Annotated in this window: 28 protein-coding genes; 17 read left to right on the top strand and 11 right to left on the bottom strand. The window is 64.7% G+C overall.

Features of this window, described 5'->3' with window-relative positions; all coding sequences use genetic code 11:
- Positions 1-71 precede the first annotated feature (71 nt).
- On the bottom strand, positions 72-554 hold the full coding sequence (locus HMP06_RS16515) for an SspB family protein (RefSeq protein ID WP_176498066.1): 483 nt from the start codon (positions 552-554) through the stop codon (positions 72-74).
- Positions 555-625: 71 nt separating this feature from the next.
- Between HMP06_RS16515 and hisB the strand changes: the two genes are divergently transcribed.
- From hisB to HMP06_RS16475, 8 genes are all read left to right on the top strand, one after another.
- A complete protein-coding gene (hisB, locus tag HMP06_RS16510; RefSeq protein WP_176498065.1) occupies positions 626-1,225 on the top strand; it encodes an imidazoleglycerol-phosphate dehydratase HisB in 600 nt (199 codons plus the stop codon).
- Positions 1,222-1,827 carry an imidazole glycerol phosphate synthase subunit HisH gene (gene hisH / locus HMP06_RS16505; protein ID WP_176498064.1) on the top strand — a complete coding sequence of 202 codons (606 nt, stop codon included), beginning with the start codon at positions 1,222-1,224 and terminating at the stop codon, positions 1,825-1,827. The genes hisB and hisH overlap by 4 nt, the downstream gene beginning before the upstream one ends.
- Positions 1,828-1,969: 142 nt before the next feature.
- Positions 1,970-2,704 carry a 1-(5-phosphoribosyl)-5-[(5-phosphoribosylamino)methylideneamino]imidazole-4-carboxamide isomerase gene (gene hisA / locus HMP06_RS16500; protein ID WP_176498063.1) on the top strand — a complete coding sequence of 245 codons (735 nt, stop codon included), beginning with the start codon at positions 1,970-1,972 and terminating at the stop codon, positions 2,702-2,704.
- A gap of 7 nt (positions 2,705-2,711) precedes the next feature.
- Entirely contained in the window at positions 2,712-3,482 is a 771-nt protein-coding gene (hisF, locus tag HMP06_RS16495) for an imidazole glycerol phosphate synthase subunit HisF (protein ID WP_176498608.1), read from the top strand.
- Positions 3,483-3,648: 166 nt separating this feature from the next.
- The gene (locus HMP06_RS16490; protein ID WP_176498062.1) at positions 3,649-3,834 is read left to right on the top strand and encodes a hypothetical protein; all 186 of its coding nucleotides are present in this window, start codon (positions 3,649-3,651) and stop codon (positions 3,832-3,834) included.
- Between the two features lie 31 nt (positions 3,835-3,865).
- Positions 3,866-4,186, top strand: coding sequence for a phosphoribosyl-ATP diphosphatase (locus HMP06_RS16485; protein ID WP_176498061.1), 321 nt, complete (start codon positions 3,866-3,868; stop codon positions 4,184-4,186).
- A 10-nt stretch (positions 4,187-4,196) separates the two neighbouring features.
- Positions 4,197-4,574, top strand: coding sequence for a histidine triad nucleotide-binding protein (locus HMP06_RS16480; RefSeq protein ID WP_176498060.1), 378 nt, complete (start codon positions 4,197-4,199; stop codon positions 4,572-4,574).
- A 120-nt stretch (positions 4,575-4,694) separates the two neighbouring features.
- On the top strand, positions 4,695-6,263 hold the full coding sequence (locus HMP06_RS16475; RefSeq protein ID WP_176498059.1) for an amino acid permease: 1,569 nt from the start codon (positions 4,695-4,697) through the stop codon (positions 6,261-6,263).
- Positions 6,264-6,431: 168 nt separating this feature from the next.
- On the opposite strand, the gene HMP06_RS16470 is transcribed toward HMP06_RS16475, so the two are convergent.
- The gene (locus HMP06_RS16470) at positions 6,432-7,430 is read right to left on the bottom strand and encodes an adenosine kinase (protein WP_176498058.1); all 999 of its coding nucleotides are present in this window, start codon (positions 7,428-7,430) and stop codon (positions 6,432-6,434) included.
- Between the two features lie 211 nt (positions 7,431-7,641).
- On the opposite strand from HMP06_RS16470, the gene HMP06_RS16465 reads away from it, so the two are divergent.
- Positions 7,642-8,337: an EI24 domain-containing protein gene (locus HMP06_RS16465; protein WP_176498057.1), complete on the top strand. Its 696-nt coding sequence runs from the start codon at positions 7,642-7,644 to the stop codon at positions 8,335-8,337.
- Entirely contained in the window at positions 8,334-8,699 is a 366-nt protein-coding gene (locus HMP06_RS16460; RefSeq protein ID WP_176498056.1) for a hypothetical protein, read from the top strand. Before HMP06_RS16465 ends, HMP06_RS16460 begins: the two co-directional genes overlap by 4 nt.
- Positions 8,700-8,843: 144 nt before the next feature.
- Here HMP06_RS16460 and queG read toward each other — a convergent pair whose 3' ends face one another.
- A complete protein-coding gene (queG, locus tag HMP06_RS16455; RefSeq protein ID WP_176498055.1) occupies positions 8,844-10,001 on the bottom strand; it encodes a tRNA epoxyqueuosine(34) reductase QueG in 1,158 nt (385 codons plus the stop codon).
- A 71-nt stretch (positions 10,002-10,072) separates the two neighbouring features.
- Between queG and HMP06_RS16450 the strand changes: the two genes are divergently transcribed.
- The 4 genes from HMP06_RS16450 (at position 10,073) to msrB (ending at position 14,207) form a co-directional block, all read left to right on the top strand.
- Complete coding sequence (locus HMP06_RS16450) at positions 10,073-11,035, top strand: ATP-binding cassette domain-containing protein (protein WP_176498054.1); 963 nt, start codon at positions 10,073-10,075, stop codon at positions 11,033-11,035.
- On the top strand, positions 11,032-12,288 hold the full coding sequence (locus tag HMP06_RS16445) for an ABC transporter permease (protein WP_176498053.1): 1,257 nt from the start codon (positions 11,032-11,034) through the stop codon (positions 12,286-12,288). Before HMP06_RS16450 ends, HMP06_RS16445 begins: the two co-directional genes overlap by 4 nt.
- A gap of 36 nt (positions 12,289-12,324) precedes the next feature.
- On the top strand, positions 12,325-13,566 hold the full coding sequence (locus tag HMP06_RS16440) for a cytochrome P450 (protein ID WP_176498052.1): 1,242 nt from the start codon (positions 12,325-12,327) through the stop codon (positions 13,564-13,566).
- Between the two features lie 149 nt (positions 13,567-13,715).
- The gene (gene msrB, locus HMP06_RS16435; RefSeq protein WP_176498051.1) at positions 13,716-14,207 is read left to right on the top strand and encodes a peptide-methionine (R)-S-oxide reductase MsrB; all 492 of its coding nucleotides are present in this window, start codon (positions 13,716-13,718) and stop codon (positions 14,205-14,207) included.
- Positions 14,208-14,383: 176 nt separating this feature from the next.
- Here the strand turns inward: msrB and HMP06_RS16430 are convergent, their stop codons facing one another.
- The gene (locus tag HMP06_RS16430) at positions 14,384-14,932 is read right to left on the bottom strand and encodes a CHAP domain-containing protein (RefSeq protein WP_176498050.1); all 549 of its coding nucleotides are present in this window, start codon (positions 14,930-14,932) and stop codon (positions 14,384-14,386) included.
- Positions 14,933-15,137: 205 nt separating this feature from the next.
- Between HMP06_RS16430 and HMP06_RS16425 the strand changes: the two genes are divergently transcribed.
- Entirely contained in the window at positions 15,138-15,590 is a 453-nt protein-coding gene (locus HMP06_RS16425) for a hypothetical protein (RefSeq protein WP_176498049.1), read from the top strand.
- Here HMP06_RS16425 and HMP06_RS16420 read toward each other — a convergent pair.
- Both HMP06_RS16420 and HMP06_RS16415 read right to left on the bottom strand, forming a co-directional pair.
- Positions 15,574-17,019 (bottom strand): MFS transporter, encoded by a 1,446-nt coding sequence (locus HMP06_RS16420; RefSeq protein WP_176498048.1) that lies wholly within the window; start codon positions 17,017-17,019, stop codon positions 15,574-15,576. The genes HMP06_RS16425 and HMP06_RS16420 overlap by 17 nt on opposite strands.
- Positions 17,016-17,849, bottom strand: coding sequence for an SDR family NAD(P)-dependent oxidoreductase (locus tag HMP06_RS16415; RefSeq protein ID WP_176498047.1), 834 nt, complete (start codon positions 17,847-17,849; stop codon positions 17,016-17,018). The genes HMP06_RS16420 and HMP06_RS16415 overlap by 4 nt, the downstream gene beginning before the upstream one ends.
- A gap of 160 nt (positions 17,850-18,009) precedes the next feature.
- Here HMP06_RS16415 and HMP06_RS16410 point away from each other — a divergent pair, with 160 nt between their 5' ends.
- Positions 18,010-19,155, top strand: a complete 1,146-nt coding sequence (locus HMP06_RS16410) for an acyl-CoA dehydrogenase family protein (protein ID WP_176498046.1) — start codon at positions 18,010-18,012, stop codon at positions 19,153-19,155.
- 90 nt (positions 19,156-19,245) lie between these two features.
- Positions 19,246-20,034, top strand: coding sequence for an SDR family oxidoreductase (locus HMP06_RS16405; RefSeq protein WP_176498045.1), 789 nt, complete (start codon positions 19,246-19,248; stop codon positions 20,032-20,034).
- Positions 20,035-20,065: 31 nt separating this feature from the next.
- Here HMP06_RS16405 and HMP06_RS16400 read toward each other — a convergent pair whose 3' ends face one another.
- The 5 genes from HMP06_RS16400 to HMP06_RS16380 form a co-directional block, all read right to left on the bottom strand.
- Entirely contained in the window at positions 20,066-20,686 is a 621-nt protein-coding gene (locus HMP06_RS16400) for a retropepsin-like aspartic protease family protein (RefSeq protein WP_176498044.1), read from the bottom strand.
- A 44-nt stretch (positions 20,687-20,730) separates the two neighbouring features.
- Positions 20,731-22,026 carry a glycoside hydrolase family 130 protein gene (locus tag HMP06_RS16395; protein WP_176498043.1) on the bottom strand — a complete coding sequence of 432 codons (1,296 nt, stop codon included), beginning with the start codon at positions 22,024-22,026 and terminating at the stop codon, positions 20,731-20,733.
- An 85-nt stretch (positions 22,027-22,111) separates the two neighbouring features.
- On the bottom strand, positions 22,112-22,471 hold the full coding sequence (locus HMP06_RS16390; protein ID WP_176498042.1) for a response regulator: 360 nt from the start codon (positions 22,469-22,471) through the stop codon (positions 22,112-22,114).
- Positions 22,471-24,021, bottom strand: a complete 1,551-nt coding sequence (locus HMP06_RS16385) for an ATP-binding protein (protein ID WP_176498041.1) — start codon at positions 24,019-24,021, stop codon at positions 22,471-22,473. Before HMP06_RS16385 ends, HMP06_RS16390 begins: the two co-directional genes overlap by 1 nt.
- Before the next feature lie 102 nt (positions 24,022-24,123).
- The gene (locus HMP06_RS16380; protein ID WP_176498040.1) at positions 24,124-26,382 is read right to left on the bottom strand and encodes an NADP-dependent malic enzyme; all 2,259 of its coding nucleotides are present in this window, start codon (positions 26,380-26,382) and stop codon (positions 24,124-24,126) included.
- Positions 26,383-26,425: the final 43 nt, after the last annotated feature.

The raw sequence follows: 26,425 nt of genomic DNA, 5'->3' as shown, positions 1-26,425 counted from the left end.
CGGCGAGCCGCGCCGGCCGGGCGTTCGCGTCGCTGCGCGACCGCCGCGCAGCGTGCGCGGCTCGCTCCGCCTTACTTCTTCCTTTTGAAATCCACCGCGACGACGTTCGAGCCGTCCTCGACCGGCACATGCGTCGGGCCGTCATTTTCGGCTTCATCGTGCGGGCCGGGGCCATCGGGGCCGTCCTGCGCCTGGAAGCGGAGTTCGAAATTGACCGCAGGATCGTGGAACCCGGTGATCGCCGAATAGGGAATGATCAGCTTCGACGGGATTTGGTTGAAGCTCAGGCCGACCGAGAAGCGTTCGTCATCGACGACGAGATCCCAATATTTGTTCTGCATGACGATCGTCATTTCGTCGGGAAAGCGTTCCATCAGGCGCTTGGGGATGTCGACCCCCGGTGCCTGTGTCTTGAACGTCACGTAGAAATGGTGATCGCCCGGAAGCCCGCCATTGGCAGCCACAGAGCCGAGCACGCGCCCGACCACGGCGCGCAGCGCCTCCTGGACGATGTCGTCATAGGGAATCAAGCTATCGGGAAGGCCATCGCTCATCTGCCCTTGGGTAGCGCGGTTTCGGTTTCGGTCAAGATTGCATGAGTCCGCCAGCGCGCTATTGGGGGCGCATGACCACGCCAGCGCGCACCGCCACCATCAGCCGCCGCACCAGCGAAACGTCGATCGACGTGACCGTCAACCTTGACGGAACAGGCGCTTTTACGATTTCGACCGGAATCGGCTTTTTCGATCACATGCTCGAACAATTGTCGCGCCATTCGCTGATCGACCTGAACGTGAAGACGGTCGGCGATCTGCACATCGACCAGCATCACACGGTCGAGGACACGGGACTCGCGATCGGCGCGGCGATCCTGCAGGCGCTGGGCGAGAAGCGCGGCATCCGGCGCTATGCCGACGCGCTGTCGCCGATGGATGAGACGCTGACTCGGGTCGCGATCGATATTTCGGGGCGGCCGTATCTGGTGTGGAAGACCGAATTTTCGCAGAAGCGGCTAGGCGAGATGGATACCGAGATGTTCGAGCATTTCTTCCATTCCTTCGCGCAGGAGGCTGGGCTCACGCTGCACATCGAGACGCTGTACGGCACCAACAACCACCACGTCGCCGAGGCGGCGTTCAAGGGCGTCGCGCGCGCGCTTCGTGAAGCGGTCGAGATCGATCCGCGCAAGGCGGGCGTGATTCCGAGCACCAAGGGGGTGCTGTGACCCTTGCGCTGATCGATTACGGCGCGGGGAACCTGCACTCGGTCGCCAACGCGCTGAAGGCGGCGGGTGCCACCGACGTGCTGATCACCGCCGATGCGGACGCGATCGCCAAGGCCGACCGCATCGTCCTCCCCGGCGTCGGCGCGTTCGGGGCGTGTGCCGCCGCATTGCGCGCTGTGCCGGGGATGGTCGAGGCGCTGGAGCACCGCGTGCGGCGGGATGCCGTGCCCTTCCTCGGCATTTGCGTCGGGATGCAATTGATGGCGGATGCGGGCGAAGAACATGGGGTTCACGCCGGGCTCGGCTGGATGCGCGGGACGGTGCGGCACCTGACCCCGACCGAGGCGAGCGCCAAGGTACCGCATATGGGGTGGAACGATGTCGTCCCCTCCGTGCCGCATCCGCTGATCGAACCGGGCGAGGCCTATTTCCTGCACTCCTACGCCTTTGACGGGGCCGACGTGCTGGCGACGACCGCGCATGGCGGCGCGGTGACCGCCGCGATCGGGCGCGACAATATGATCGGCGTGCAGTTTCACCCGGAAAAGAGCCAGCGCTACGGCCTGGCGCTGCTGGAAAGGTTTTTGTCGTGGCGGGTTTGATGGCCCTTTCTCCGTCACCCCGGCCTCGTGCCGGGGTCCACGGCGCGGCGAGCGCGTCGCTCGAATCTTTGGCGCTGCGTCAGGCCGCCAAGTGGACCCCGGCACAAGGCCGGGGTGACGGTGTTGACGGAGACAGAGCGCAATGAGCCTCATCATCTTCCCCGCGATCGATCTCAAGGGCGGGCAAGTCGTGCGCCTGGCCGAGGGCGATATGGACCGCGCTACGGTGTACGGGGATGACCCAGCCGCGCAGGCCATGCTCTTTGCCGAACAGGGCGCGGAATATCTCCACGTGGTCGATCTCGACGGCGCGTTTGCGGGCGCCTCGGTCAATGGCGAGGCGGTCGCCGAGATCGTCGCGCGCTTTCCCGGGCATGTGCAATTGGGCGGCGGCATTCGCGACCGTGCCGGGATCGAGCGCTGGTTCGACCTTGGCGTCTCGCGCGTCGTGATCGGCACGGCGGCACTGGAGAATCCCGAGTTGGTGCGCGAAGCCGCGCGCGATTTTCCCGGCGGCATTGTAGTCGCGGTCGATGCGAAGGACGGCTTCGTCGCGACCAAGGGCTGGGCCGATGTCTCGACCGTCGAAGTGGTCGATATGGCGCGGCGCTTCGAGGATGCGGGGGTGGCGGCGCTGCTGTTCACCGATGTCGGCCGCGACGGGATGCTGAAAGGGTGCAATGTCGAGGCGACGGTCGATCTGGCGCGCGCGGTGCGGATTCCAGTGATTGCCAGCGGCGGCGTGAAGGGGATTGCCGAGATCCATGTCCTCGCGCTGCACAATCGCGACGGGGTGGAGGGCGTGATTACCGGGCGTGCGCTGTATGACGGGCGGCTCGACCTGGCGGCGGCGCTCGCCGTGGCGGCGGCGGCGTGAGCGCGACATGACCGTCCGCGCGCGCGTGATTCCGTGTCTCGATGTGGCGAATGGCCGCGTCGTGAAAGGCGTTAATTTCGTCGAATTGCGCGATGCCGGCGATCCGGTCGAGCAGGCACGCGCTTATGATGCGGCGGGGGCGGACGAGCTTTGCTTCCTCGATATCACCGCCAGCCATGAGGCGCGCGGCACGATCCTCGACGTGGTGCGGCGCACCGCCGAAGTGTGTTTCATGCCGCTGACGGTCGGCGGCGGGGTGCGCTCGGTCGGCGATGCGCGCGCGCTGCTGCTGGCGGGGGCGGACAAGGTCGCGGTCAATTCCGCTGCGGTCGAGCGGCCCGAGCTGGTGGCGGAACTGGCCGACAAGTTCGGCAGCCAGTGCGTGGTCGCCTCGGTCGATGCGCGGCGCGTGGCGGATGGCTGGGAAGTGTTCACCCATGGCGGCCGGCGCGCGACGGGCATCGATGCGGTCGCGCACGCGCTGCGCCTCGCCGAACTGGGCGCGGGCGAGTTGCTGGTGACCTCGATGGACCGCGACGGGACCAAGTCTGGGTACGACCTCGAGCTGATCCGCACGATCGCCGATCAGGTCCGCGTTCCGGTGGTGGCGAGCGGGGGCGTCGGTGGACTCGATGATCTGGTCGCTGGCATCGTCGAGGGCCATGCGAGCGCGGTGCTCGCGGCGTCGATCTTCCATTTCGGCGAGGCGAGCATTGCGGACGCACATGCGGCGCTCGCGGCGGCGGGGATCGCGGTGCGGCGGCCGGTTCTGGGCTGAGCGCTTCCTTACGCCCGCACCACCCCGGCGAAGGCCGGGGCCAGTTGCGGAGCGCTGAAAATTGAGGGCAGCACTGCTGTTGAGAAGCCTCCGCTGATGGGCCCCGGCCTTCGCCGGGGTGGTGCAATAAGATGGAAATTTAAGGGCGGTGCGCTACACCGCCCCCATGCGCTTCGTGATCGCCCTTCTCCTCGCCACACCCGCCTTCGCCGCGCATTCAGGTGTGCCAAAAATCCGCACCGGGCCAGAACTCTCCGACATCGCCTTGTTTGTGCTGGCAGCACTCGGCGTGTGGTTCGTGCGGCGCGCGCTGCGGGCGCGATTTACCAAGCGCGATACGCCGAAGGATTGACGTGCGCGGCGCATTGGGCCAGCCGCAAAGCATGGCAGACGACACGCTAGACACGCTCGAAGCGACGATCCGCGCGCGGCGCGGGGCCGATCCCGCGACCTCTTACACCGCGAAGCTGTTCGCGCGCGGGCGCGGCAAGATCGCGCAGAAGGTCGGTGAGGAAGCGGTCGAGACCGTCATCGCCGCGCTAACCGAGGACAAGGCCGCGCTGATCGGCGAGGCGACCGATCTCATGTTCCACTTGCTCGTGCTGCTGGCGGAGTGCGACGTCAGCCTCGACGACATCCGCGCCGAAATCCGTGAGCGCGAAGGCGTGTCGGGGATTGATGAAAAGGCCGCGCGTAAAAGCTGAAGGATCAATCATGCCCGTCGATGCCACCCTGCCCTATGACGACCAGAACATCTTCGCCAAGATCCTGCGCGGCGAAATCCCGGCGACGCGGCTGTATGAGGACGATTTCGCGATCGCCTTTCCCGACATCAACCCGCAAAGCCCGACGCATATCCTGGTGATCCCCAAGGGGGCGTACGTGTCGTGGGACGATTTCAGCGCGCACGCCACCGATGCCGAGATCAGCGGTTTCGTCCGCGCGGTGGGCAAGGTCGCGCGCGATGCCGGGCTGGTGGCGAGCGGTTACCGGTTGCTGGCGAATTCAGGGCTCGATGCGCATCAGGAAGTGCCGCATCTGCACGTGCACATTTTCGCGGGACGCAAGCTCGGGCCGCTGCTGGCGCGCTAAAGTGCCGAAATCTTGCCCGATAAGGGCCCGATAAGGGATTGCGCGTCTCCGTTTTGCCATTAGGCTCCGCCGCATAATGAGCCGGGCAACGCGCCGGCCGCTTTCGGGGAAAAGCATTTCATGATCTTTGGGCGTATCAAGCCACTCGACGCCATTCTGGCGACGGCCGAGAAAAAGTCGCTGCACCGGACGCTTGGCTGGTTTCAGCTGACGCTGTTCGGCATCGGCTGCGTGATCGGCACGGGCATTTTCGTACTGACCGCCGCGGGTGCGCAGAAGGCCGGTCCCGGCCTGTTGCTCGCCTTCGCGATCGCCGGCGGCATCTGCATCATCGCAGCACTTTGCTACGCCGAGATCGGCTCGATGATCCCGGTCGCCGGTTCCGCTTACACCTACACCTATACGACGATGGGCGAATTGCTCGCCTGGACGGTCGGCTGGGCGCTGATCCTCGAATATGCCGTCGCCGCGAGCGCGGTATCGGTCGGCTGGTCGGGGTATTTTACCGGTACGATCCTCAACCAGACATTGGGGATACACTTACCCGCCTGGCTCGAGACGGCACCCCTCGCGCTGGGCGGATCGCCCGGCGGGTTCATCAACTTGCCCGCGGTGATCATCGCGCTGCTCGTCACCTGGCTGCTGATGATCGGCACCAGTGAGAGCGCCAAGGTCAATGCCGTGCTGGTGCTGATCAAGGTGACCGCGCTGACCGCGTTCATCGTACTGACCTTGCCGTCCGACCAGTTCGAAATGGCGCGCTTCAACCCGTTCCTGCCAGCCGGCTTCTTCGGTGGCTTCGGTACTGGCGTCGGCGCGGTCGGCGCGGCGGCGACGATCTTCTTTGCCTATGTCGGGTTCGACGCAGTCTCGACCGCCGCCGAGGAAACCAAGAACCCGCAGCGCAACGTGCCGATCGGGCTGATCGCCTCGCTGCTGTTCTGCACCGTGTTCTACATGCTGGTTGCGGCAGGCGCGGTCGGGACGATCGGCGGACAGCCGATCATGGGTCCGAACGGCATCCCCTTTCCCGCCGGTTCGGAAGAACTCGCGCGGCAGTGCGCGCTGCCGCAATATGCGCAGCAACTGGTGTGTTCGAACGAAGCGTTGGCGCATGTCCTTCGCCAGATCGGCTTCGGTACCGTCGGCAATCTGCTTGGCTACGCCGCTTTCATCGCGCTGCCCTCGGTGATTTTGATCCTGCTGTTCGGCCAGACGCGGATCTTCTTCGTGATGAGCCGCGACGGCCTGCTGCCCGAGAAGCTGTCGACGATCCACCCGAAGTGGAAGACGCCGTACATCGTCACGGCGTTGACCGGTGGGGCGGTCGCGTTTGCCGCTGCATTTCTGCCGGTCGGCAAGCTGGCCGATATCGCCAATGCGGGGACGCTCTATGCCTTCATGATGGTGGCGATCGCGGTGATGATCCTGCGCAAGACAGCGCCCAATGTGAAGCGCAGCTTCAAGACGCCGATGCTGTGGCTGATCGGTCCACTGACGATCTTCGGCTGTGTGTTCCTGTTCTTCAACCTTCCGTTCGAGGCGATGCTCGTGCTGCCGATCTGGGGCGCGGTCGGGCTGGTGATCTATTATGGCTATAGCTACCGCGCGAGCCATGTCGGGCGTGGGATCGTCGATACGACGGGCGATTTGCCGGCCGATCTGACCGGGATCGATCCCGGCCACTGAGACGGCTAAGCTTAGGACCACGAAAAAGGCCGGGGATTGCTCCCCGGCCTTTTTTTTCTGTCCGCCGTCCAAGCGTGCTCCGACGCAGGCCGGAGCGCTGGCCGGGGCGGTATCGCTTATGGCCAGGGCTCCGGCCTGCGTCGGAGCACAGCCTATCCCGCTTCAGCCTTAGCCGAGCTTGCTCGCCACCAGCGCCTTCAAATCGACCTGCGCGCGCGCGCCGTAGTGCGATATGATTTCCGCCGCGCAGACCGCGCCCATCTTGAGCGAATCGGCGATGCTCTTGCCCTGCGCCTGGCCGTGCAGGAAACCGGCGGCAAACAGATCGCCAGCACCGGTCGTATCGACCACGCGCTCGATCGGCTCGGCATGGCAGGAGACGGTCTGGCCGCCCGACACCGCGATCGCGCCCTTTTCGCTGCGCGTCACGACCAGCATCGGCACTTGCGTCGCCGCCTCGGCCACCGCCGCATCGAAATCGTCGGTGCCCATCAACGCGGTGATCTCGGCTTCATTGGCGAACATGATGTCGAGCAGGCCGTCCGCCATCAGCTTGCGGAAATCGCCGCCGTGGCGCGAGATGCAGAACACGTCGCTGAGCGTAAAGGCGACCTTGCGCCCGGCCTTGCGCGCGACCTCGATCGCGGCGCGCATCGCCTGGCGCGGCTCCTCCGGATCCCACAGATAGCCTTCGAGATAGAGGATCGCGGCGTTGGCGATCAGATCGCGGTCGAGTGCTGCCTCGGGGAGGAATTGCGACGCACCGAGGAAGGTGTTCATCGTGCGCTGCCCATCGGGCGTGACGAAGATCAGGCAGCGGGCGGTGGTCGGCGCGCCGTCGCGCGCGGCGGTGGTGAAATCAATCCCGACTGCGCGAATGTCGTGCGCGAAGATGTCGCCCAGCTCGTCCGACGCGACCTGACCGATGAAACCGCATTTCCCGCCGAGCGCGGCGACGCCGGCGACGGTGTTCGCAGCCGACCCGCCGCTCGCCTCGATCCCCGGGCCCATCTTGGCGTAGAGCGCATCGGCTTCCTCGGGTGAGAACATGAGCTGCATCGAGCCCTTGTTCATCCCTGCCTCTGCAAGGAAGGCATCGTCGGACTGCGACAGGACATCGACGATGGCATTGCCGATCGCGACGACGTCATAGGTGGGTTGAGTCAAGGGACGGTCTCCGGTGGATAAGGTTGCCGGGGCCGTACCGGGGCGGTGAGTTGCGTGCAACCTTGGGCCATCCCGTCACCCCGGCCTTGTGCCGGGGTCCACCGTGCGGCAGGCGGCACGCTTATACCTTCGCGGGATTCGTTCGCGGCACAGTGGACCCCGGCACAAGGCCGGGGTGACGGGGGAAGAGCCGGTCGCTAAGTGCCATCCCATGCTCAGCGCCTTCCTCCTCTCGCTCGGACAACTCGGCGATCGCAAGATCATCGCGGTGTTCCTGAAATCCTTCGCGCTGACGGTGCTGCTGATCGCGTTGCTCGGCGCGGGCCTATGGTACGCCGGGCAACGCGGGATCGAAGCGCTCGGCTGGAACCCCGATCTCGGCGCGCTGGTCGGCACGGTGGCGCTGCTGATCGCGTTCGGGCTGGGCTGGCTGTTGTTCCGCGCGGTTGCAGTGGCGGTGATGGGGGTGTTTGCCGACGACGTGGTGATCGCGGTCGAGCGCAAGCATTATCCGCAAGCGCTGGCGGGCGCGCACGACGTTTCGATCGCGCGTGGGATCGGCCTTGGCTTGCGCTCGGCGGGACGCGCGATCCTGATCAACCTGGCGCTGGTACCCGTTTACATCATGCTGCTGGTGACGGGCGTGGGGACGGCGCTGCTGTTCTTCCTCGTCAATGGTTGGCTGCTCGGCAACGATTTCGGACAGATGGTGGCGGCGCGCCATATGGACGATGCGACGCCTTTGTTTTCGATGGGGCGAGACTGGCGCAAGACCGGCGCGGTCGATCGCTTCGCGCTGGGGGTTGCCGGGACGGCGCTGTTCATGGTTCCGATCCTCAACCTGTTCGCGCCGATCATCGGTGCTGCAATGGCAACGCATCTGTTTCACAAGGGGCGCACGGCATGAAGATTTTCGGTGCGATTCTGCTCGGTCTTGCGCTGGCGGGGTGCGCGACCGGTACTGCGCAGCCCGGGTCGGTGCGCCCGCCGCTGATCCCGATCCCGACCGGGACAGCGGGACTGGGGCAAGTGATCGGCGCGAGTTCCGCGGCGCTGACCGCGATGTTCGGCGCACCGACGGCGGATGTGCGCGAGGGCAATGCGCGGAAGCTGCAATTCGGTAACGCGACGTGCGTGCTCGATGCGTATCTCTATCCCAAGGGCAAAGCGGAGCCGACCGTCACCTATCTCGACGCGCGCCAGACGGATGGGTCGCCAATCGACCGCGCGAGCTGCGTCGGGGCGCTGCAGGCGGGGCGGCGGCGGTAGCATCAGAACACGGTCTGTCCATCTCCGTTCGCCCTTAGCCTGTCGAAGGGCACCTCTCCCCACAAGCGCCGTCGCCCGTGGAAAGGAGGGCTTCGACAAGCTCAGCGCGAACGGAAGACGGAAGCGCGATTTAGCGACAGTGACCTAAACCAAACGCGCCAGCGCCCATTCCGCGGCCTCGGCCACGACCGGATCGGGATCGTCGAGCAACGGCGCCACGGCAGCGCGCAACCCTGCCTCCCCGCTATTCCCCGCCGCGATCAGGCAATTACGCATCATCCGGTTGCGCCCGATCCGCTTGATCGGCGAGCCTGAGAAGACTTGCCGGAACCCCGCATCGTCGAGCGCGAGCAGATCGGCGAGCGCTGGCGCAGCAAGCTCCGCGCGCGGCAGGAAGGCGCGGTTGGCGTGCGCGGTCGCGGCGAACTTGTTCCACGGGCACACCGCCAAGCAATCGTCGCAGCCATAGATCCGGTTGCCGATAGCCTCGCGGAATTCGAGCGGGATCGGGCCGGCATGTTCGATTGTCAGGTACGAGATGCAGCGCCGCGCATCGAGGCGGTAGGGGGTGGGGAAGGCATCGGTCGGGCACGCGGTCTGGCAGGCGGTGCAGGTGCCGCAATGGTCGGCGGCGGTATTTCCCCCCTCCCGCTCGCGGGAGGGGTTGGGGGTGGGCTCGCGCGCGCCACTAGCGCCCTCGCTTGTTGAATCGTCGCGCCCACCCCCAGCCCCTCCCGCAAGCGGGAGGGGGGTGCGTTGTGCAACCTCCAACGTCGTATAAATCGCCCCCAGAAACAACCACGAGCCATGTTCGCGGCTCACCAAATTCGTGTGCTTGCCCTGCCAGCCAAGTCCAGCCGCCTCTGCCAGCGGTTTTTCCATCACCGGTGCGGTATCGACAAACACCTTGAGGTCGGTCCCCGGCACCTCCGCCACCAGCCAGCGCGCGAGCGCTTTCAGCGCACGCTTGACCACGTCGTGATAATCGCCGCCCTGCGCATAGACCGAGATGCGGCCAACCCCGCCCTCCCCCGCCAGCGCGAGCGGATCGGCCGCGGGGGCGTAGCTCATGCCCAAAGCGATCACGCTCTTCACCTCGGGCCACAGCGCCACGGGCGATTCGCGCTGATGCGCCCGTTCCGCCATCCAGATCATGTCGCCATGCAGACCTTGCGCGAGCCACTCGTGCAACCGCGCGGCAGAGCGCGGCGCAGCATCGGCCCGCGTCACGCCGCACGCCGCGAACCCCAATTCGCGCACTTTTGCAGCAAGGCGGTCTTCCAGCGAAACGCGATCGGTCATCACCGTCCCATATCCCGTTCGGGCTAAGCTTGTCGAAGCCCCTTCTTTTCTTCTAGGCAGGGGATGTGGACATGCCCTTCGACAGGCTCAGGGCGAACGGAAGAGAGAGGTTTCCCTTGAGCAACGACCTGGCGGTTTCCGCCACTGGCCTGATCAAGAATTTCGGCGGCAAGCGCGTCGTCGACGGGGTCGATATCGCGGTCCCCAAGGGAGCGATCTACGGCGTGCTCGGGCCAAATGGTGCCGGCAAGACGACGACGCTGCGGATGTTGCTCGGCATTATCGAGCCCGATGGCGGCACGCGCACTTTGCTCGGCCACACGTCTCCACGCGATGCGAGCGACCGGGTGGGCTATCTGCCCGAAGAACGCGGGCTGTATCCGGCGATGCGCGCGAAGGATGCGGTGGCGTTCATGGGGGCCTTGCGCGGACTCGATCTCAAGACCGGACGCAAGCGCGCCGTCGCCTTGCTCGAGGCGGCGGGGCTCGGCCATGCGGTCGACACCAAGATCCGCAAGCTGTCCAAGGGCATGGCGCAGCTCGTGCAATTGCTCGGCTCGGTCGTGCATCAGCCCGATCTGCTGGTGCTCGACGAGCCGTTTTCGGGGCTCGACCCGGTCAATCAGGAACGATTGGAAGCGCTGATCCTCGCCGAGCGCGATCGCGGCGCGACGGTATTGTTCTCGACGCACGTCATGGCGCACGCCGAACGGCTGTGCGACCGGCTCGCGATCATCGCGGGCGGCAAGCGCCGCTTCGAGGGCACCGTCGCGGATGCGCGCGGCATGTTGCCGATGCGCGCGCATTATGTGCCGGTGCGCGACGACGCCGGCGTCGCGGCGTTCCTGCCCGCCGATGCGCGGCACGACGAGCATGGCTGGAATTTCGAAGTACCCGAAGGCGGGGTCGAACAGGCGCTGAGCCGCTTGATCGGCGCAGGCCACGGCATTGCCGGACTGTCGATCGAGCGCCCCGGCTTGCACGATGCCTTCGTGCGGATCGTCGGCAAGGCTGCCCTGGAGCAAGCGCAATGAGCAGACTTCCCCGTATCGTCCGCCAGACGCTGACCATCGCGCGGCGCGATTTCGTCGCGACGGTGTTCACGCCGACCTTCCTGCTGTTCCTGCTGTCGCCGGTGTTCACAATCGGCTTCGGGCTGGTCGGCGGGATGGGCGCGCGCTCGGTGACCGAAGGGTCGAACGCCAAGACCCGGGTCGTCGCGATAGTCGCGCCGGCGCAGCAAGCCGCGATGCGCGCCGCCGACGTCCGGCTGCGCGCGGTCTTCTCGCGGGTCGATCAGCCGGCGATGCTCGCGCTGGAAGCACCGGGGCCCGACCCGAAATCGCAGGCCCGCGCCACGTTTGCCAGCAAGAGAGCCGCCGAAGCCACCGCGACATTGTATGGCGATTTGACGAATCCGACCGTTCTCTATGGCGGGCAAGGACGCGCAGACGCACGCTATCTCGCCGCGCTGGCCGAGGCGACGCTGCGCACCGATCCGGCGCAAGCCGAACCGCTCAGCACGGCAACGCTGATCTCGATCGCGCGCAACGTGCCGACCGACAGCGGCCATAAGCTGGCTGCATCCATCGCCGTGTTCGGCATCTTTTTCCTCACATTGCTGCTCGCCGGACAAGCGGTGGGTACGATGATGGAGGAGCGCAGCAACAAGGTGATCGAAGTGCTCGCCGCCGCTATCCCATTGGAGGCGGTCTTCTTCGGCAAGCTCATCGGCATGTTCGGCTCGGCGCTGCTGTTCGTCGCCTTCTGGGCGACGTTGGTGAGCCAGATCGGCGGAATCCTGCCGCCGCGCTACGCCGCGATGATCGGCGAGATCGGCCCGGCAGTCGGCGGGCCGATGTTCTATCTGCTGTTCTTCGCCTATTTCGCGATGGCGTATCTGCTGCTCGGCGCGGTGTTCCTGGGCGCGGGCGCGCAAGCCTCGACCCCGCGCGAATTGCAGATGCTGTCGCTGCCCATCACGGTCGTGCAGGTCGCGATGTTCGGCCTTGCGCTATCGGCGACGGGGTCGCCCGATTCGACGCGGACGTGGTTCATCGAGCTGTTTCCGCTGAGTTCGCCTTACGCGATGGCGGCGCATGCGGCGAACAAGCCCGAATTGTGGCCGCACGCCGCCGCGCTTGCCTGGCAAGCGCTGTGGGTGGTGATCGCCATCACGATCGGCGCGCGCGCGTTCCGACGCGGGGTGTTGCAATCGGGCAGCGGCAAGGTCGGCTGGAAGAGCCTTTTCGGGCGACGAAAGGCTGTTGACATGAGTGTCAGTTAGGCGTCTTCTCTCCGCATAAAAGACGGAGAGCGAGAGATGGCGACGTTGGCACCCGAAGCACCCGCGCGTGCGATCGATCCGTTGGATGTAAGCCGACCCGAACTCTACCGCGACGATGTCTGGCAGGCACCTTTCCGCGAACTCCGCGCCACCGCCCCGGTCCACCGCATCGAACACTCGGGCTTCGGCCCGTATTGGTCGGTCTCGACCTACAAGCCGATCGTCCACGTCGAATCGATGCCCGAATTGTTCTCGTCGCAAGCCGGCGGCATCACGCTCGCCGATTTCATCGAGCAGGACCCGACCGACGTGCGCATGCCGATGTTCATCGCGATGGACCGGCCCAAGCACACCGGCCAGCGCCGCACCGTCGCCCCCGCTTTCACGCCGAGCGAGATGGTTCGAATGACCGACAACATCCGGATGCGCACCGCCGAGATCCTCGACACGCTGGAATGGAACACGCCGTTCGACTGGGTCGACACCGTCTCGGTCGAACTGACCACGCAAATGCTGGCGATCCTGTTCGATTTTCCGTGGGCGGACCGGCGCAAGCTGACCTTCTGGTCGGATTGGGCGGGCGATATCGAGTTGGTCAAAAGCCCGGAATTGCGGCTCGAACGCCTGAAGCACATGTACGAATGCGGGGCCTATTTCCAGAATCTGTGGGACGGCAAGGTCGGCAAGGAACCGACCCCTGACTTGATCAGCATGATGATCCATTCCGACGCAATGGCGGAAATGGACCAGCTCGAATTCCTCGGCAATTTGATCCTGCTGATCGTCGGCGGCAACGATACGACGCGCAACACGATGAGCGCGATCGCCTATGGGCTAGACCTGTTCCCCGACCAGCGCGCCAAGCTGGAGGCTGATCCGACGCTGATCGCGAACACCGTGCAGGAAGTCATCCGCTGGCAGACGCCGCTCGCCCATATGCGCCGCACCGCGACCGCCGATACGGTGCTCGAGGGGCAAGAGATTAAGGCGGGCGACAAGCTCGCACTCTGGTATCTCTCGGCCAATCGCGACGAGAGCGTCTTCCCCGATGCCGACCGCATCATCGTCGATCGCCCCAATGCCCGGCGGCACCTGGCGTTCGGCCACGGCATCCACCGCTGCGTCGGCGCGCGCCTCGCCGAGTTGCAGATCGCGATCCTGCTCGAGGAAATGGCCAAGCGCCGGATGCGCGTAAACGTGCTGGGCGAGCCTGAGCGCGTCTCGGCTTGCTTCGTCCACGGCTATCGCAAATTGCCGGTGGAAATCAGCCGCTATTGAAGGCCGCGACCGCGGGGCCGACTGAACGTGCCCACCGCATCGGGACCCAAAGGAAAGCGTTTCGGATTGGCGCATCCGGCACGCGGGCTTCCGCGTAACTATCCGCGATGTTTGCGCGTATAGTGAGCAGATTGTTGAAGGATATATCGATGCAAGACCGCCGCACCTTTCTGACGCTGTCCGGACTCGGCACCGCCGCCGTCGTCCTGTTCGGCTGCAAAGGGGCGACTGCCGCCGCGCCCGAGAAATTCGAACTGGTGCTGAGCGATGCCGCATGGAAGAAGAAGCTTTCCCCCGCCGCTTACGGCGTGCTGCGCCGCGAAGTTACCGAACCGCCGTTCACCAGCCCGCTCAACAAGGAACACCGCGCCGGCACCTTCGCTTGCGCCGGCTGCGCGCTGCCGCTGTTTTCCTCCAAGGCCAAGTTCGAAAGTGGCACCGGCTGGCCGAGCTTTTGGGCACCGATGGCGAATGCGGTGAAGACGCGCGTCGACAGCACGCTCGGCTTTTCGCGCACCGAAGTGCATTGCCGCCGCTGCGGCGGGCATCTCGGCCATGTCTTCGATGATGGGCCGAAGCCGACGGGCAAGCGCTATTGCATGAATGGCGTGGCGATGACGTTCAGCGCCGGTAAGGCGTAGCGCGTTGATTGGCGTTGGTTGGCCTTGCTTGGCCCGATCGGCGATTACCCTAACCCGTTCGGGCTGAGCCTGTCGAAGCCCTGCTCTCCGCACGCGGGCCGAGCGAGTGTTGAGATGTGCCCGTCGTCAAGCTCAGGGCGACCGTCGGTGGCGGGTCGACCTCAGCGAAAACGGCTTCAGAAGCGCACGTCGCCCAGATCGAGCGCTGCCATGACCACTGGTGCCATCGCGCCGCGCTCAATCGCGTCATCGCCGGTTTCATGCGCCGGAGCGCGGTCGGCGTAGATGAAGCCCTTGGTCGGATACGCCGAGGTGCCGAGGCCGCCTTGCGGGCCGTACCAGACCTTGACCAGGCTCCAGTCGCCATTTTCCGAAATGTCGATCGCGCGCACGTCACGCTCGACGCCACCGCGACGCGACCAATTGGCGTGGGTGAGCAGGACTTCACGGTCGCTCACTACGTCGCTGACCATCGCGACATGACCGAGGCGCATCCGGCTGGTCGCCGCGAAGGCGAGCACGGCGCCGACCTTCGGCGCGTGGCCGCGCGCGTAGCGACCGGCGGCCTGGCCCCACCAGGTGTTGGCATTGCCGCGAATCTCAATGCCCGAAATCGTCCGTGCATAGGGCGCGCACTGCCAGAACTGTGCCATGGCGGGGGTCGCTGTCATCAGCGCGCAGGAAACCACCAGCGCGAATCGCGCTGCCAAAGTACGGATTGTCATAAAGACCCCCCAAAGGTCGTTTTGAACTCGTTGAGTGTGTCAAAGCATCTCATAGCGGGCTTGAAAACCCCGGTGGGCGCTCGACGGAACCTTTTAGGACGAAGTGAGTTGAACGCGCGATGGGTGCCCGGTGCACCGTGCCGCGACCGTCCTTTCGGAGGATGCCTGCTCGCCAATCGTGCAGCGGTTCGCTAAGAATCAACCCATGAAACATCCCGCCTTGGCGTTCCTGCTGTTGCTCTCCGCCTGTTCACGGGAGGGGATGGCCGGCGACAATGATTCCGACCTCTATCAAACGAATGCGGTTGCACTGACCCCGGGGGTCAAGCCGGTGCGCATCGGCGAAGGCGGTCCGGCGTTTCGCGCCTGCGCCAGCATCGGCGAGGTCGTAAACCTGTCGCCGTCGGGTGAACGCTATCTGCCCTTGCGGGCGGCACCCTTCGCCGAGGCCGATGAGGTAGCGCAGCTTACCGAGGGATCAACGCTGTTCCTGTGCACGCGCTCGCTCGATCAGCGCTGGCAAGGGGTCGTGGTGCCCCCGGCCGATGCCCCGACCAGCGATTGCGGCGTCACCGCCTCGGTGGCGGGTCCGCGTGCTTATGCTGGCCCGTGCCGCTCGGGCTGGGTGCTGAGCGGGTTCGTCAGGCCGGCGGGATAACCGACGCACGCACCAGCCGCGCTTCGTGTTCGGCCCGGCCGAACGGGAAGCGCGCGTAGAACAGGCCGGCGAGACCGTAGAGCGTCAGTTCCAGCACGATGAAGACCAGCGTCAGCCGGTCGATCGTCGCGATCGGCACGAGACCGGGCTTGGCACCTTGCGGGAAGGCCGCGAACGCCAGGATCACGCTCGCCATGAAGATGCCAAGTCCGCCGACCAGTTTCTGCACGAAGAAGCCGCCTGCAAAGAACACACCCTCGGATCGCTTGCCGGTGCGCTGCTCGGAATCCTCGACCACGTCCGACAGCATCGCCGCGCCCAGGATGAAGGCCGATACGCCGCATGCGGTGTTCGCCGCGAAGATCGTCAGGAGCAGCGGCAGCAGCAGCGGCGACCCGATTTCGGGAAATGCGCCGAGGAAGCGCAGGACATAGGGCAGCACCAGCAGCGACGCGCTTGCAAAGGACGCGATCATTGCGATCCGCGGCTTGTTCCCGCCCTTGGTCAGGCCGGGCGCGAGGAAAAACGCCCCGAGCGCGCCGATCATCAGCGCAAGCGACAGCCAATTGTAATCACCGCGATCGAACTGCCAGACGAACTGATACATATACAGCGAAAGCGCGAAGGATACGCCCTGCGCGGTGTAGGCGAACACGCCCGCCGCCATCAGGATGAGGAATCCGCGATTGGAGACGGTCAGGCGAAAGTCGCGGAAATGCTGGGCAAAGGTCTCGGTCGATTTCGCGATCTTGGGCAGATATTTGATTTCATGATGAAGCCCGAGCGAGGACAGCAGGATCGCGCCCGCCATCACCGCCGCCGCAAAATAGGCCATGTGCGAATAGCCATCAGCGTTGAGCGTGCCGACGGGATGCGTCGCATCGGGCACGAGGAACACACCGTATGCCAGCGCGAGCATCGCGAGGCCCCCGCCCCAGCCGAACAGATAACGATAGGAAAAAAGCTTGGTGCGCTCGTCATAATCCGAGCTGAGTTCGGGGCCGAGCGCGGAGGAGGGGATTTCGAACGCCGACAATGCGATCCGCACGAGCAGCGCGCTGCCGAAGACATAGACCAATGTCGCCTCATGCGACCATTGCGGCGGGTTCCACAGCAGGATCCAGCCGAGCGCGACGGGAATGGCCGAGGCATACATCCACGGATGCCGCCGCCCCCAATGCCCGCGGGTATGGTCCGACAGATAACCGACCATCGGATCGACGAACGCCTCAACCACCAGCGCCGCCATGATCGCAAGGCCGACCTGGCTGGCGGGCAAGCCAACGACTTGATTGTAATACAGCAGCAGGAACGTGGCGAAGCCGTTATCCTTCACCCCGTACGCGATCGAGCCGATCCCGAAGGAAAAGCGGCTTTGCGCGCCGAGCTTGCGCGCGGCGGGAATCGCGAGCGGTGCCGCGCCGCTCATTGCGCGAACGCCTCCAGCGCCGCGAACATCGTCGGGGCATTCGCATCCCAACTGTGCCGCGGGCCGATCGTCATGCCGCCATCGACCACGATGTGCGTGCCCGTAACGAAGCTCGCATCCTCGCTTGCCAGATAGGCGACGGCAGCGGCGATATCCTCAGGCAAACCGGCGCGTTGCAGCGGTTGCGCCTGCGCAGCGACCTGCCCGATCATGCCGTTGGCGGCATCGCGCTTGTCACCGGAAATGCCGAGCGCCGAGGTGAAGATGTTGGTGGTGATGAAGCCCGGGCACACCGCATTGACGCGGATATTGTGCTGCGACAGGTCCGCCGCCGCCATCGTGGTGAGGTGCAACACGCCCGCCTTGGCGACCGAATAGGCGGTCGGCGCGGCCCCGGTCTGCAGCGCGGCGATCGAGGCGGTGTTGACGATCGCCCCGCCCTTGCCCCGCGCAATCATCAATGGCGCGGCGTAGCGGATGCCCATCGCGACCGATCGCAGCAGGAGGTTCTGCGTGCGGTCCCAATCTTCGGGGCTGATCGCGTCGATCTTCTCGCGCGCGCCGCCGGCGCCCGCATTGTTGAACAGCACGTCGATCCCGCCGGCATCGTCGACCGCCTGCATCAGCGCGGCGATATCGGCCACCTCCATCACGTCGGTGCAGTGGAAATGGATCCGCCCGTTCGACGTTTCGGCGAGCGCCTGCCCACCATCCACATCGATATCGCCGATCCACACTTCGGCACCCTCGCGTGCCAGCCTCAGCGCTGTCGCGCGCCCGATTCCCGAAGCGCCGCCGGTGACGACGGCGCGCTTGCCCGCAAACCGCATGATACTCTCCTAAAACCCTCAAGGGCGTTTTTGTCACCTTAGTACGGTGAAACGTGTGGTCAACGTGAGGCAGCCGATCATTTTTTGGAACTTCGGGTTTGCGGGCGGCCGCGCGATCGGGCATCGCATCGCCAGACCCGAACGCAATGGACAAAGACCGATGGCCCTAGACCCGGAAACCTTCGACGCGTTGATCGACACGGTGCGCCGCTTCGTCGCCGAACGCCTCCGCCCCCTCGAAGGGGAGGTCGAGGAGGCTGATGCGATTCCGGCCGATGTCGTGCAGGAAATGCGCGAGCTGGGGCTGTTCGGCCTGTCGATCGCGGAGGAATATGGCGGACTTGGCCTGACCATGCTGGAAGAAGCCAAGGTCGCGATCGAGCTTGGGCGGACGACCCCGGCATTTCGATCGACCTTCGGCACCAATGTCGGGATCGGATCGCAGGGTCTCGTCATGGCGGGCAATGCCGAACAGAAAGCGGCGTGGCTCCCGAAAATCGCGAGCGGGGAGATCATCACCAGCTTTGCGCTGACCGAACCCGATGTCGGGTCGGACTCAGGCGCGGTGAAGACGCGCGCGGTGTTCGACGGGCAATCGTACCGGCTCTCCGGCACCAAGCGCTACATCACCAATGCCGACAAGGCCGATCTGTTCACGGTGATGGCGCGGACCGGTGACGATCCCGGCGCGCGCGGCGTTTCCGCTTTCCTCGTCCCGCGCGATCTGGTCGGGGTCAGCATCGGCGAGCCCGAGAAGAAGATGGGGCAAAAGGGCGCCAAGGTCGCCGACGTCAATTTCGACGACGTGATCGTGCCCGCCGAGAACCGGCTCGGCGCCGAGGGCGAAGGCTTCAAGATCGCGATGCGCGTGCTCGATCGCGGGCGGTTGCATATCTCGGCAGTGTGCGTCGGCGTTGCTGAGCGCTTGCTTGCGGACTGCGTGGCCTATGCGACGGAACGCAAGCAATTCGGCAAGCCGATCGCCGAGCATCAATTGATCCAGGCGATGATCGCCGATTCAAAGACCGAATCGCTCGTCGCGCGCGCGCTCGTGCTCGAGACCGCTGCCGCCAAGGATGCCGGCAAGGATGTCGTGATGGAATCGGCGGCGGCGAAATATTATGCGAGCGAGATGGTCGGCCGCGTGGCCGACCGCGCGGTGCAGATTTTCGGCGGCGCGGGCTATATCGCCGATTACGGGATCGAGCGCCTATACCGCGACGTACGGCTATTCCGGATTTACGAAGGCACCAGCCAGATCCAGCAGATCATCATCGCGCGCGAGACGATCAAGCGGGGGGGATGAGTCTCCCTCGCCCCGATGGCGGGGAGAGCGGCCACCGTAGCTCCCCTCTCGCGAGGGGGGCGAGCAAGAAAAAGAAGAAGGAGAGACTTTATGGATACCACGACCTTATTCCGCCTCGACGGGCGCGTCGCTCTCATCACTGGCGGCTCGCGCGGGATCGGCAAGATGATTGCTGCGGGCTTCATCGCGCAGGGCGCGACGGTTTATATCTCCGCCCGCAAGGCCGATGCCTGCTTCGAAACCGCCAAGGAATTGGGCGAGAAGTGCATCGCGCTGCCGCAGGACGTCTCGACCGTCGCGGGCTGCAAGGCGCTCGCCGCGCAGCTTGCCGAGCATACCGACCGGCTCGACATTTTGGTCAACAATGCCGGTGCTGCGTGGGGCGAGCCGTTCGAGGCGTTCCCGGAAAAAGGCTGGGACAAGGTGATGGACCTCAACGTCAAGTCGCCTTTCTTCCTAACGCAGGCGCTGTTCGAACCGCTGAAAAAAGCTGCGAGCGCGGGCAAGCCCGCCAAGGTGATCAACATCACGTCGATCGACGGGCAGCGGCTCAATCCGTGGGAAACGTACAGCTATCAGGCGTCCAAGGCCGCGCTGATCTATCTGACCAAGCGGATGGCTGCACGATTGGTGACCGACCATATCAACGTCACCTCGATCGCGCCGGGCGCGTTTGCCAGCGAAATGAACAAGGCAGCGCGCGACCACGGATCGGCGATCGCGCAGAGCATTCCGGCCAAGCGCATCGGCGTGGACGAGGATATGGCGGGTGCCGCGATCTATCTCGCCAGCCGCGCAGGGGATTATGTGATCGGAGATACGATCACGGTCGACGGCGGGCTGGTCCACGCCGCATTGGGAACAAGCATCGACGCCTGAGCCTGCAATCCTCCCCGCCCACGGGGAGGATTTAGGTTTTCTGCGGGTGGTGCGGCTGGAGGATCAGCACGCCATCCTCCACGCGCCAGGATTTAAGTCGCGAAAGGAAGTTCATCCCGAGCACGTTCATATCGCCGAACGCCGGGGACACGACCACAGGCAAGTCGCGCGCGACGACGTTGCCGATGCGCAGTTCTGGGGCGACTGCGGTTTGCGCGGCGACCGATCCGTTGGCGGTCTGCATCACCACCGGAACCAGGTTGGCGTTCGGTTCGATCCCGGCTTGCGCTGCGGTATCGGACGAGAGGGCGGTAACGGTGGCACCGCTGTCGACGAGCATTCGCCGCTCGACGTGGCCCAGTTTCACGCGCACCCAAAAATGGCCATCGGACGCGATCGGCACGCGCATTTCCTGGCCGACGATTTGCTGGCCGCCAAGCGAGAAACGCTCCGCCAGCTTGGCGAACATCGGATCGAATTGCGCGCGTTCGGCGACGAGCAGTGTGACGACCACGATCGCCCCCGCCGTCACCGCGAACGACAGCAGCCGGCCGAAAACGGGCACGCGCCGCGCGAGGATCATCACTGCAACGACGCCCGCCACTAGCAGATAGAGCGGGCCATGCGGGCCGAGATCGGGGAGCGCGTTCATGAGTCAAATATAGGTGCGCCAGCACCTTTATGAAGGCTGACCGCCTATTCCATCACCGCGAGCAGTCGATCGACCGTCGTGGAGGCAAACCCCGTAAAATTGTCCGCCACCCCGAACGGCAGCAGAACATCGCGCCCGACCGCGAGCGCGCCGCAACTGTAAACGACGTTGGGGACATAGCCGTCGCGCTCACCGGGACTCGGCCGCAGGATCGGCTCGGGCGTGCGCGCGAGCAGTTTCGACGGATCATCCTTATCGAGCAGGCACGCGCCGACGCAGTAATTGCGCACCGTCCCGACCCCGTGGGTAAACACCAGCCAGCCCTCATCGACCTCGATCGGCGACCCGCAATTGCCCATTTGGACGAACTCCCACGGATAGCGCGGCGACACGATCTTGCCCCCGCCCTCCCAATGCAGAATGTCGTCGGAGCGGTGCAGCCAGATGCTCTCGCTATCCTGCCGGCCGAGCATGACATACTGCCCGCCGATGCGGCGCGGGAACAGCGCCATGCCCTTGGCCCCCGCCGCATCGCCCGTCAGCGCACGCATTTCGAAGCTGTGAAAATCTTTGCCGGAGAGCAACTCGGGCCGTGCATCCGCGCCACTGAACGCGGTATAGGTGGCGTGATACATCGTCGAGCCATCGTCTTCGGTAAAGAGCACCATACGAACATCCTCGATCCCCTGGTGCTGGCTCGGCAGCATCGGGAACAGCACCGTCTCCGAAATCTCATGTGCGCCGCCGCAGTGAAGGCGGACGACCGCGCCGGCAGCGACGCTATTCCCATCGATGATCGGCGGTACCGCGACGTGGCTGGGGGGATCCAGCGCGAACGCTTGCCCAGGGGTCCAGCTGCCGGTCCGAAATGCGACCGAGGAGACATGCCCTTCGCCGATACCGCGCAGCGAAAGAACGAAGCGCACGCCGCCGTCGGGCGCATTCGATTGGTCAGGGGCAAGGACAGCGCTGGGGTTGAACAGCGCGGCCGCTTCGTAGGAGAATTCCTCGCTGAAATAGGCGCCGATGAGACGGCGCTGGTCCTCGCGCGTGGCCAGTGGCGCAGGCAGGCTGGCGGCAATATCATCATAGCGCCGGAGCAGCATGGCATCGACGTCGCGGTGCCGTTCGTCGAGCGACTGCACAATCTGCACCAGTTCGGCGGCGAGCGCGTTTTCATTCAGCGACAAGACCCGATCGATGATCGCCTGAACGCGGCTATGCCCGGCAACACGGAATCTCTCGGGGTATTCGAGCCCGAACGGCCGCACAACGGTGCGCGCCGGATCGGGCCGCAGAAGGATATCGTAATGATCGAGTACCGCAGTGACGTCTGGCATCATGGACCCCTAACCCGCGCGGCATCACCCCGCGCCGCGCCTGAACGAGCGATCCAGCAGAAAGGTTCGCTGCGCGCGTCTGGGCTTACCTCAGGCGTTCAAGCTCGGCGATGAGCAACTGAATTTCGAACGGCTTTTCGAGAACGATCGCCGCCCCCGCTTCGACCGCATCGCGCCGGATCATCGCATCGGTGTGACCGGACACAAGAATGATCGGGAACGAAGCCCCCAGTTCCCGCAAGCGCCGAGTCAATGAAATCCCGTCCAGGCCCGGCATCCGGATATCGGAGATCAAAATCCCGCCAGGCAAGTCGGGCCAGCGATCAAGAAAAGCGGCGGACGATCCGAAACCGGTGACGCTGTATCCCATGATCTCCAACACATAGCATAACGACTGAAGCGTCGGCTCATCGTCATCAACGACATAGATTGCGGTGTCGGGCATCACGCTTCCTCGTCCTGCGTCGACAGCGGCAGCGAAAACGAAAAAGTCGCGCCGACGTGTCGATTGTTTTCACCGCGGATGGTGCCGCCATGGGATTCGACGATCGTTCGGCACAAGGACAGGCCGACGCCCATTCCCTTGGTCCCCTTGGTGCTCTTGAACGGTTCGAACAGGATGGCGCGGGTCTCCTCAGTAAAGCCCGAGCCGGCATCCTCGACCCAGACACAGGCGTTCGTCGGACCATCCTGGCCGGTGCGGACGATGATCTTGTTTCGGCCGTGCGCAGGGGTCGATTCGACTGCGTTGCGGACGAGATTGACGACGACCTGCTGAATTTCGATCTTGTCCATCACGGCAAAGATGTCGCGTGATTCATGCACGATGACGGTCTGAATATTGGCGTCGTCCGAACCAAGCAACGCCAGACGGCACGCATCGTCCACTACGTCTGCCACGCTTTCGGCCCGCCTGATCTTGTCGCCGCCCGAAACGAATGCGCGCAAGCGGCGAATGATGTCGCCGGCGCGCAACGATTGTTCGCGCGCAAGCTCGACCGGCTTCAGCGCTGGATGTGCGGGCGTCTCGCGTTGCAGCGCGATCTTGACGCCCTCCAGATACATCGCAATCGCGCCGAGCGGTTGATTAAGTTCGTGTGCCAATGCGCTTGCCATATCGCCCATCGCAGCCACGCGTGACGTCTGATTGAGCTGCGCCTCCACGTGCTTCCTATCCGTAATATCGAGCGACATCCCTACGATGCCGCGCACGACCCCGGACAAATCGTGCAACGGACGCCTGCTCGAAAGGAAAATCCGGGTCCCCTTGGTGGGATGATCGAAAACTTCCTCGACTTGATGCGCGCGACCGGTCTCCAACGCCCGCTGATCATATCCCATGACCGTCGCGGCCCGATGCTTGTCGTCCAGAAAGTCCAGATCGGTGTGCCCCTGCACCGCCGACCACGGTTTTCCGATGAATTCGAGCGTGGTCCGGTTGGCCATCGTTACGCGGCCCGTAAGATCCTTCGCGTAAATCAACCCGGGAATGGAATTGATCACCGCCTCGAGCAGGCTGTCGGTCTGCGCGAAGTTTCGCTCAACCTCGTACAACTCGTCTTCGGTGGCGCGCACGCGCAGCACGAGTTCGGCGCGGGCTGCGCTAAGCTCGGCCAAGGTGACCCGATGCTGGTCGATTTCCTCTTGTAGCTTCTTGGGCGAGGGTAAGCTCACGAGTAGCGGAACGACCCGCAGCATCCGGACCGCCGACATGACCGCAGCAGCTGCCGTCGCCGCCTTCAGCCAGCCTTCGGCAACGTAAAGCGGATACCACAGCGTCAGGATGCTGGCGACATGGGTAACACCGCACAAGACGATGAACGCAGCGAACGAGATGGCGGCCGAACGCTGCCCCGATTCAAGGCCATCGCGGTGCCTGACGAACCTCAAAATTCCAAACGGGATGACGAAATATGCCACCGCGATTAGCCCGTCCGATGCGATGTGCAGCAACAGCGGGCCGGAGCCCCAAAGCTGGTCCGTACCGCGCGTCATAAAAGTCTGCAGTCGGTCGAACCACCCCATGGAACGCGATATATCCTGCAGGGAGATGATCAGCAAGAAACGTAGATTTAGATAGTGTCGATAGATCAAAGCTCAGCGCGCGATTCCCCCCGCCGCCAGCACCGCGAGCGTCACCAACTCGCTCGCCGTGCTCGTCATCGGGGCGATCTGGACGCTCTTTTCCATGCCGATCAGCATTGGACCGATGACCGCATCCCCGCCGAGTTCGCGCAGCAACTTGGCCGAGATATTGGCCGATTGCAGCCCTGGCATGATCAGCACGTTCGCCGGACCCGACAGCCGCGCGAACGGATAATTGGCGAGTTGCTTGGGGTTGAGCGCGACGTCGGGGGCCATTTCGCCTTCATATTCGAAGCCGACCTTGCGCGCATCGAGCACCTTCACTGCGGCGCGGATGTCGTCGAGCCAATTGCCCTCGGGATTGCCAAAGGTCGAGTAGCTGAGGAACGCGACACGCGGTTCGTGCCCCATGCGCTTAGCGACCAGCGCCGTGCCCTCGGCAATGTCGGCGAGTTCTTCGGCATTAGGGCGTTCGTTGATCGTGGTGTCGGCCATGAACACGGTGTGCGTCTGTCCGACCATCAAATGGATGCCGAACGGGGTGCGGCTGGGCTCGGGATCGATCACCTTGCGAATCTCGCGCATCGTGTGCGCATAGGTGCGCGTGATGCCGGTGATCATCGTGTCGGCTTCGCCGAGCTGCAGCATCACCGCGCCGAAGATGTTGCGATCCTGGTTGATCATCCGCTCGCAATCGCGCCGCAAATAGCCGCGCCGCTGCAGGCGACTGTAGAGGAAATCGACCATGCGCGGGACGAGCGGGGAGTTGCGGCTGTTGTGGAGTTCATAGCTTTCGGGATCGGTAACGCCCAGTGCGCGCAGCCGATCGGGCACGTCGTCACGCCCGACCAGCACCGGCGTGCCATAGCCGCCGTCCTTGAACGCGATCGCGGCGCGGAGCACGACTTCCTCTTCGCCTTCGGCAAACAGCACGCGCTTGGGGTGCGCGCGGGCACCCTCATACGCAAGCGTGAGGACCGACGTCGTCGGGTTGAGCCGCGCTTTCAATTGCTGGCGATAGGCTTCGAGATCGAGGATCGGCTTGGTGGCAACGCCCGAATCCATCGCGGCCTTGGCGACCGCGACCGGCACGATCTCCATCAGCCGCGGATCAAATGGTGCCGGAATGATATATTCCGGGCCGAAGGTGTGGCGCACGCCGTAGGCGACCGCGACTTCCTCGGGCACTTGCTGGCGCGCGAGCGCCGCCAGCGCATTGGCGGCGGCGATCTTCATCTCGTCGTTGATCGTCGTCGCCCGCACGTCGAGCGCACCGCGGAAGATGAACGGGAAGCCGAGCACATTGTTGACCTGGTTCGGATAGTCCGACCGCCCGGTCGCGATGATCGCGTCGGGGCGCGCCGCGCGTGCCTCGGGCGGCGTGATCTCTGGATCGGGATTGGCCATCGCAAAGATGATCGGCTTCGGTGCCATCTTCATCAGATCCGACGCGGGCAGCGCGCCCGCCGCCGAAAGGCCGATGAACACGTCGGCCCCATCGAGTGCTTCGGTCAGCGTGCGCTTGGTGGTGTTGACCGCATGCGCCGATTGCCACTGGTTCACGCCCTCGCGACCCTGATAGATGATGCCGGTGCGGTCGACCATGGTAAGCTGGTCGGCTGGCAGGCCCAGCGCCTTGATCAGCTCGGCGCAAGCGATTGCCGCCGCGCCCGCGCCGTTCATGACGATCCGCGTGTCCTTGATGTCGCGCCCGGTCAGGAACAGCGCGTTGATCAGGCCGGCCGCGCAAATGATCGCGGTACCGTGCTGATCGTCATGGAACACGGGGATGTTCATCCGTGCGCGCAGCGCCTGTTCGATGATGAAGCATTCGGGGGACTTGATGTCCTCCAGATTGATGCCGCCGAAGCTCGGCTCCATCAGCTCGATCGCGTCGATCAGCCGGTCGGCATCCTCGGTCTTCAGCTCGATATCGATCGCATCGACATCGGCGAAGCGTTTGAACAGCACCGCCTTGCCCTCCATCACCGGCTTCGACGCAAGCGCGCCGAGATTGCCCAGGCCGAGGATCGCGGTGCCGTTGGAGATGACCGCGACGAGATTGCCCTTGGCGGTGTAATCATAAGCAAGGCTCGGGTCGGCAGCGATCGCGAGGACCGGCACCGCGACGCCGGGCGAATACGCGAGCGCCAAGTCGCGCTGCGTCGCCATCGGCTTGGACGCGATGATCTCGATCTTGCCGGGCCGCCCCTCCGAATGGAACAGCAGCGCCTCGCGCTCGGAAAATTGGACGTTTGAATCTTCTGACATGGGATAACCCTTCCGGTCTCAGCTATGCCTTTACGGTCAGGTC

This window comes from Sphingomonas sp. HMP6 (genome assembly GCF_013374095.1).
GTDB lineage: Bacteria > Pseudomonadota > Alphaproteobacteria > Sphingomonadales > Sphingomonadaceae > Sphingomonas.
The sequence above is the reverse complement of the archived record's forward strand: the minus strand, read 5'-3'. Positions and strand labels throughout refer to the sequence as shown.

What these genes read in the sequence shown, in the direction of transcription:
- HMP06_RS16515 (WP_176498066.1), bottom strand. Translation starts at nt 554, where the DNA reads ATGAGCGATGGCCTTCCCGATAGCTTGATTCCCTATGACGACATCGTC.
- hisB (WP_176498065.1), top strand. Translation starts at nt 626, where the DNA reads ATGACCACGCCAGCGCGCACCGCCACCATCAGCCGCCGCACCAGCGAA.
- hisA (WP_176498063.1), top strand. Translation starts at nt 1,970, where the DNA reads ATGAGCCTCATCATCTTCCCCGCGATCGATCTCAAGGGCGGGCAAGTC.
- hisF (WP_176498608.1), top strand. Translation starts at nt 2,712, where the DNA reads ATGACCGTCCGCGCGCGCGTGATTCCGTGTCTCGATGTGGCGAATGGC.
- HMP06_RS16490 (WP_176498062.1), top strand. Translation starts at nt 3,649, where the DNA reads ATGCGCTTCGTGATCGCCCTTCTCCTCGCCACACCCGCCTTCGCCGCG.
- HMP06_RS16485 (WP_176498061.1), top strand. Translation starts at nt 3,866, where the DNA reads ATGGCAGACGACACGCTAGACACGCTCGAAGCGACGATCCGCGCGCGG.
- HMP06_RS16480 (WP_176498060.1), top strand. Translation starts at nt 4,197, where the DNA reads ATGCCCGTCGATGCCACCCTGCCCTATGACGACCAGAACATCTTCGCC.
- HMP06_RS16475 (WP_176498059.1), top strand. Translation starts at nt 4,695, where the DNA reads ATGATCTTTGGGCGTATCAAGCCACTCGACGCCATTCTGGCGACGGCC.
- HMP06_RS16465 (WP_176498057.1), top strand. Translation starts at nt 7,642, where the DNA reads ATGCTCAGCGCCTTCCTCCTCTCGCTCGGACAACTCGGCGATCGCAAG.
- HMP06_RS16460 (WP_176498056.1), top strand. Translation starts at nt 8,334, where the DNA reads ATGAAGATTTTCGGTGCGATTCTGCTCGGTCTTGCGCTGGCGGGGTGC.
- queG (WP_176498055.1), bottom strand. Translation starts at nt 10,001, where the DNA reads ATGACCGATCGCGTTTCGCTGGAAGACCGCCTTGCTGCAAAAGTGCGC.
- HMP06_RS16450 (WP_176498054.1), top strand. Translation starts at nt 10,073, where the DNA reads ATGCCCTTCGACAGGCTCAGGGCGAACGGAAGAGAGAGGTTTCCCTTG.
- HMP06_RS16445 (WP_176498053.1), top strand. Translation starts at nt 11,032, where the DNA reads ATGAGCAGACTTCCCCGTATCGTCCGCCAGACGCTGACCATCGCGCGG.
- HMP06_RS16440 (WP_176498052.1), top strand. Translation starts at nt 12,325, where the DNA reads ATGGCGACGTTGGCACCCGAAGCACCCGCGCGTGCGATCGATCCGTTG.
- msrB (WP_176498051.1), top strand. Translation starts at nt 13,716, where the DNA reads ATGCAAGACCGCCGCACCTTTCTGACGCTGTCCGGACTCGGCACCGCC.
- HMP06_RS16430 (WP_176498050.1), bottom strand. Translation starts at nt 14,932, where the DNA reads ATGACAATCCGTACTTTGGCAGCGCGATTCGCGCTGGTGGTTTCCTGC.
- HMP06_RS16425 (WP_176498049.1), top strand. Translation starts at nt 15,138, where the DNA reads ATGAAACATCCCGCCTTGGCGTTCCTGCTGTTGCTCTCCGCCTGTTCA.
- HMP06_RS16420 (WP_176498048.1), bottom strand. Translation starts at nt 17,019, where the DNA reads ATGAGCGGCGCGGCACCGCTCGCGATTCCCGCCGCGCGCAAGCTCGGC.
- HMP06_RS16415 (WP_176498047.1), bottom strand. Translation starts at nt 17,849, where the DNA reads ATGCGGTTTGCGGGCAAGCGCGCCGTCGTCACCGGCGGCGCTTCGGGA.
- HMP06_RS16410 (WP_176498046.1), top strand. Translation starts at nt 18,010, where the DNA reads ATGGCCCTAGACCCGGAAACCTTCGACGCGTTGATCGACACGGTGCGC.
- HMP06_RS16405 (WP_176498045.1), top strand. Translation starts at nt 19,246, where the DNA reads ATGGATACCACGACCTTATTCCGCCTCGACGGGCGCGTCGCTCTCATC.
- HMP06_RS16400 (WP_176498044.1), bottom strand. Translation starts at nt 20,686, where the DNA reads ATGAACGCGCTCCCCGATCTCGGCCCGCATGGCCCGCTCTATCTGCTA.
- HMP06_RS16395 (WP_176498043.1), bottom strand. Translation starts at nt 22,026, where the DNA reads ATGCCAGACGTCACTGCGGTACTCGATCATTACGATATCCTTCTGCGG.
- HMP06_RS16390 (WP_176498042.1), bottom strand. Translation starts at nt 22,471, where the DNA reads ATGCCCGACACCGCAATCTATGTCGTTGATGACGATGAGCCGACGCTT.
- HMP06_RS16385 (WP_176498041.1), bottom strand. Translation starts at nt 24,021, where the DNA reads ATGACGCGCGGTACGGACCAGCTTTGGGGCTCCGGCCCGCTGTTGCTG.
- HMP06_RS16380 (WP_176498040.1), bottom strand. Translation starts at nt 26,382, where the DNA reads ATGTCAGAAGATTCAAACGTCCAATTTTCCGAGCGCGAGGCGCTGCTG.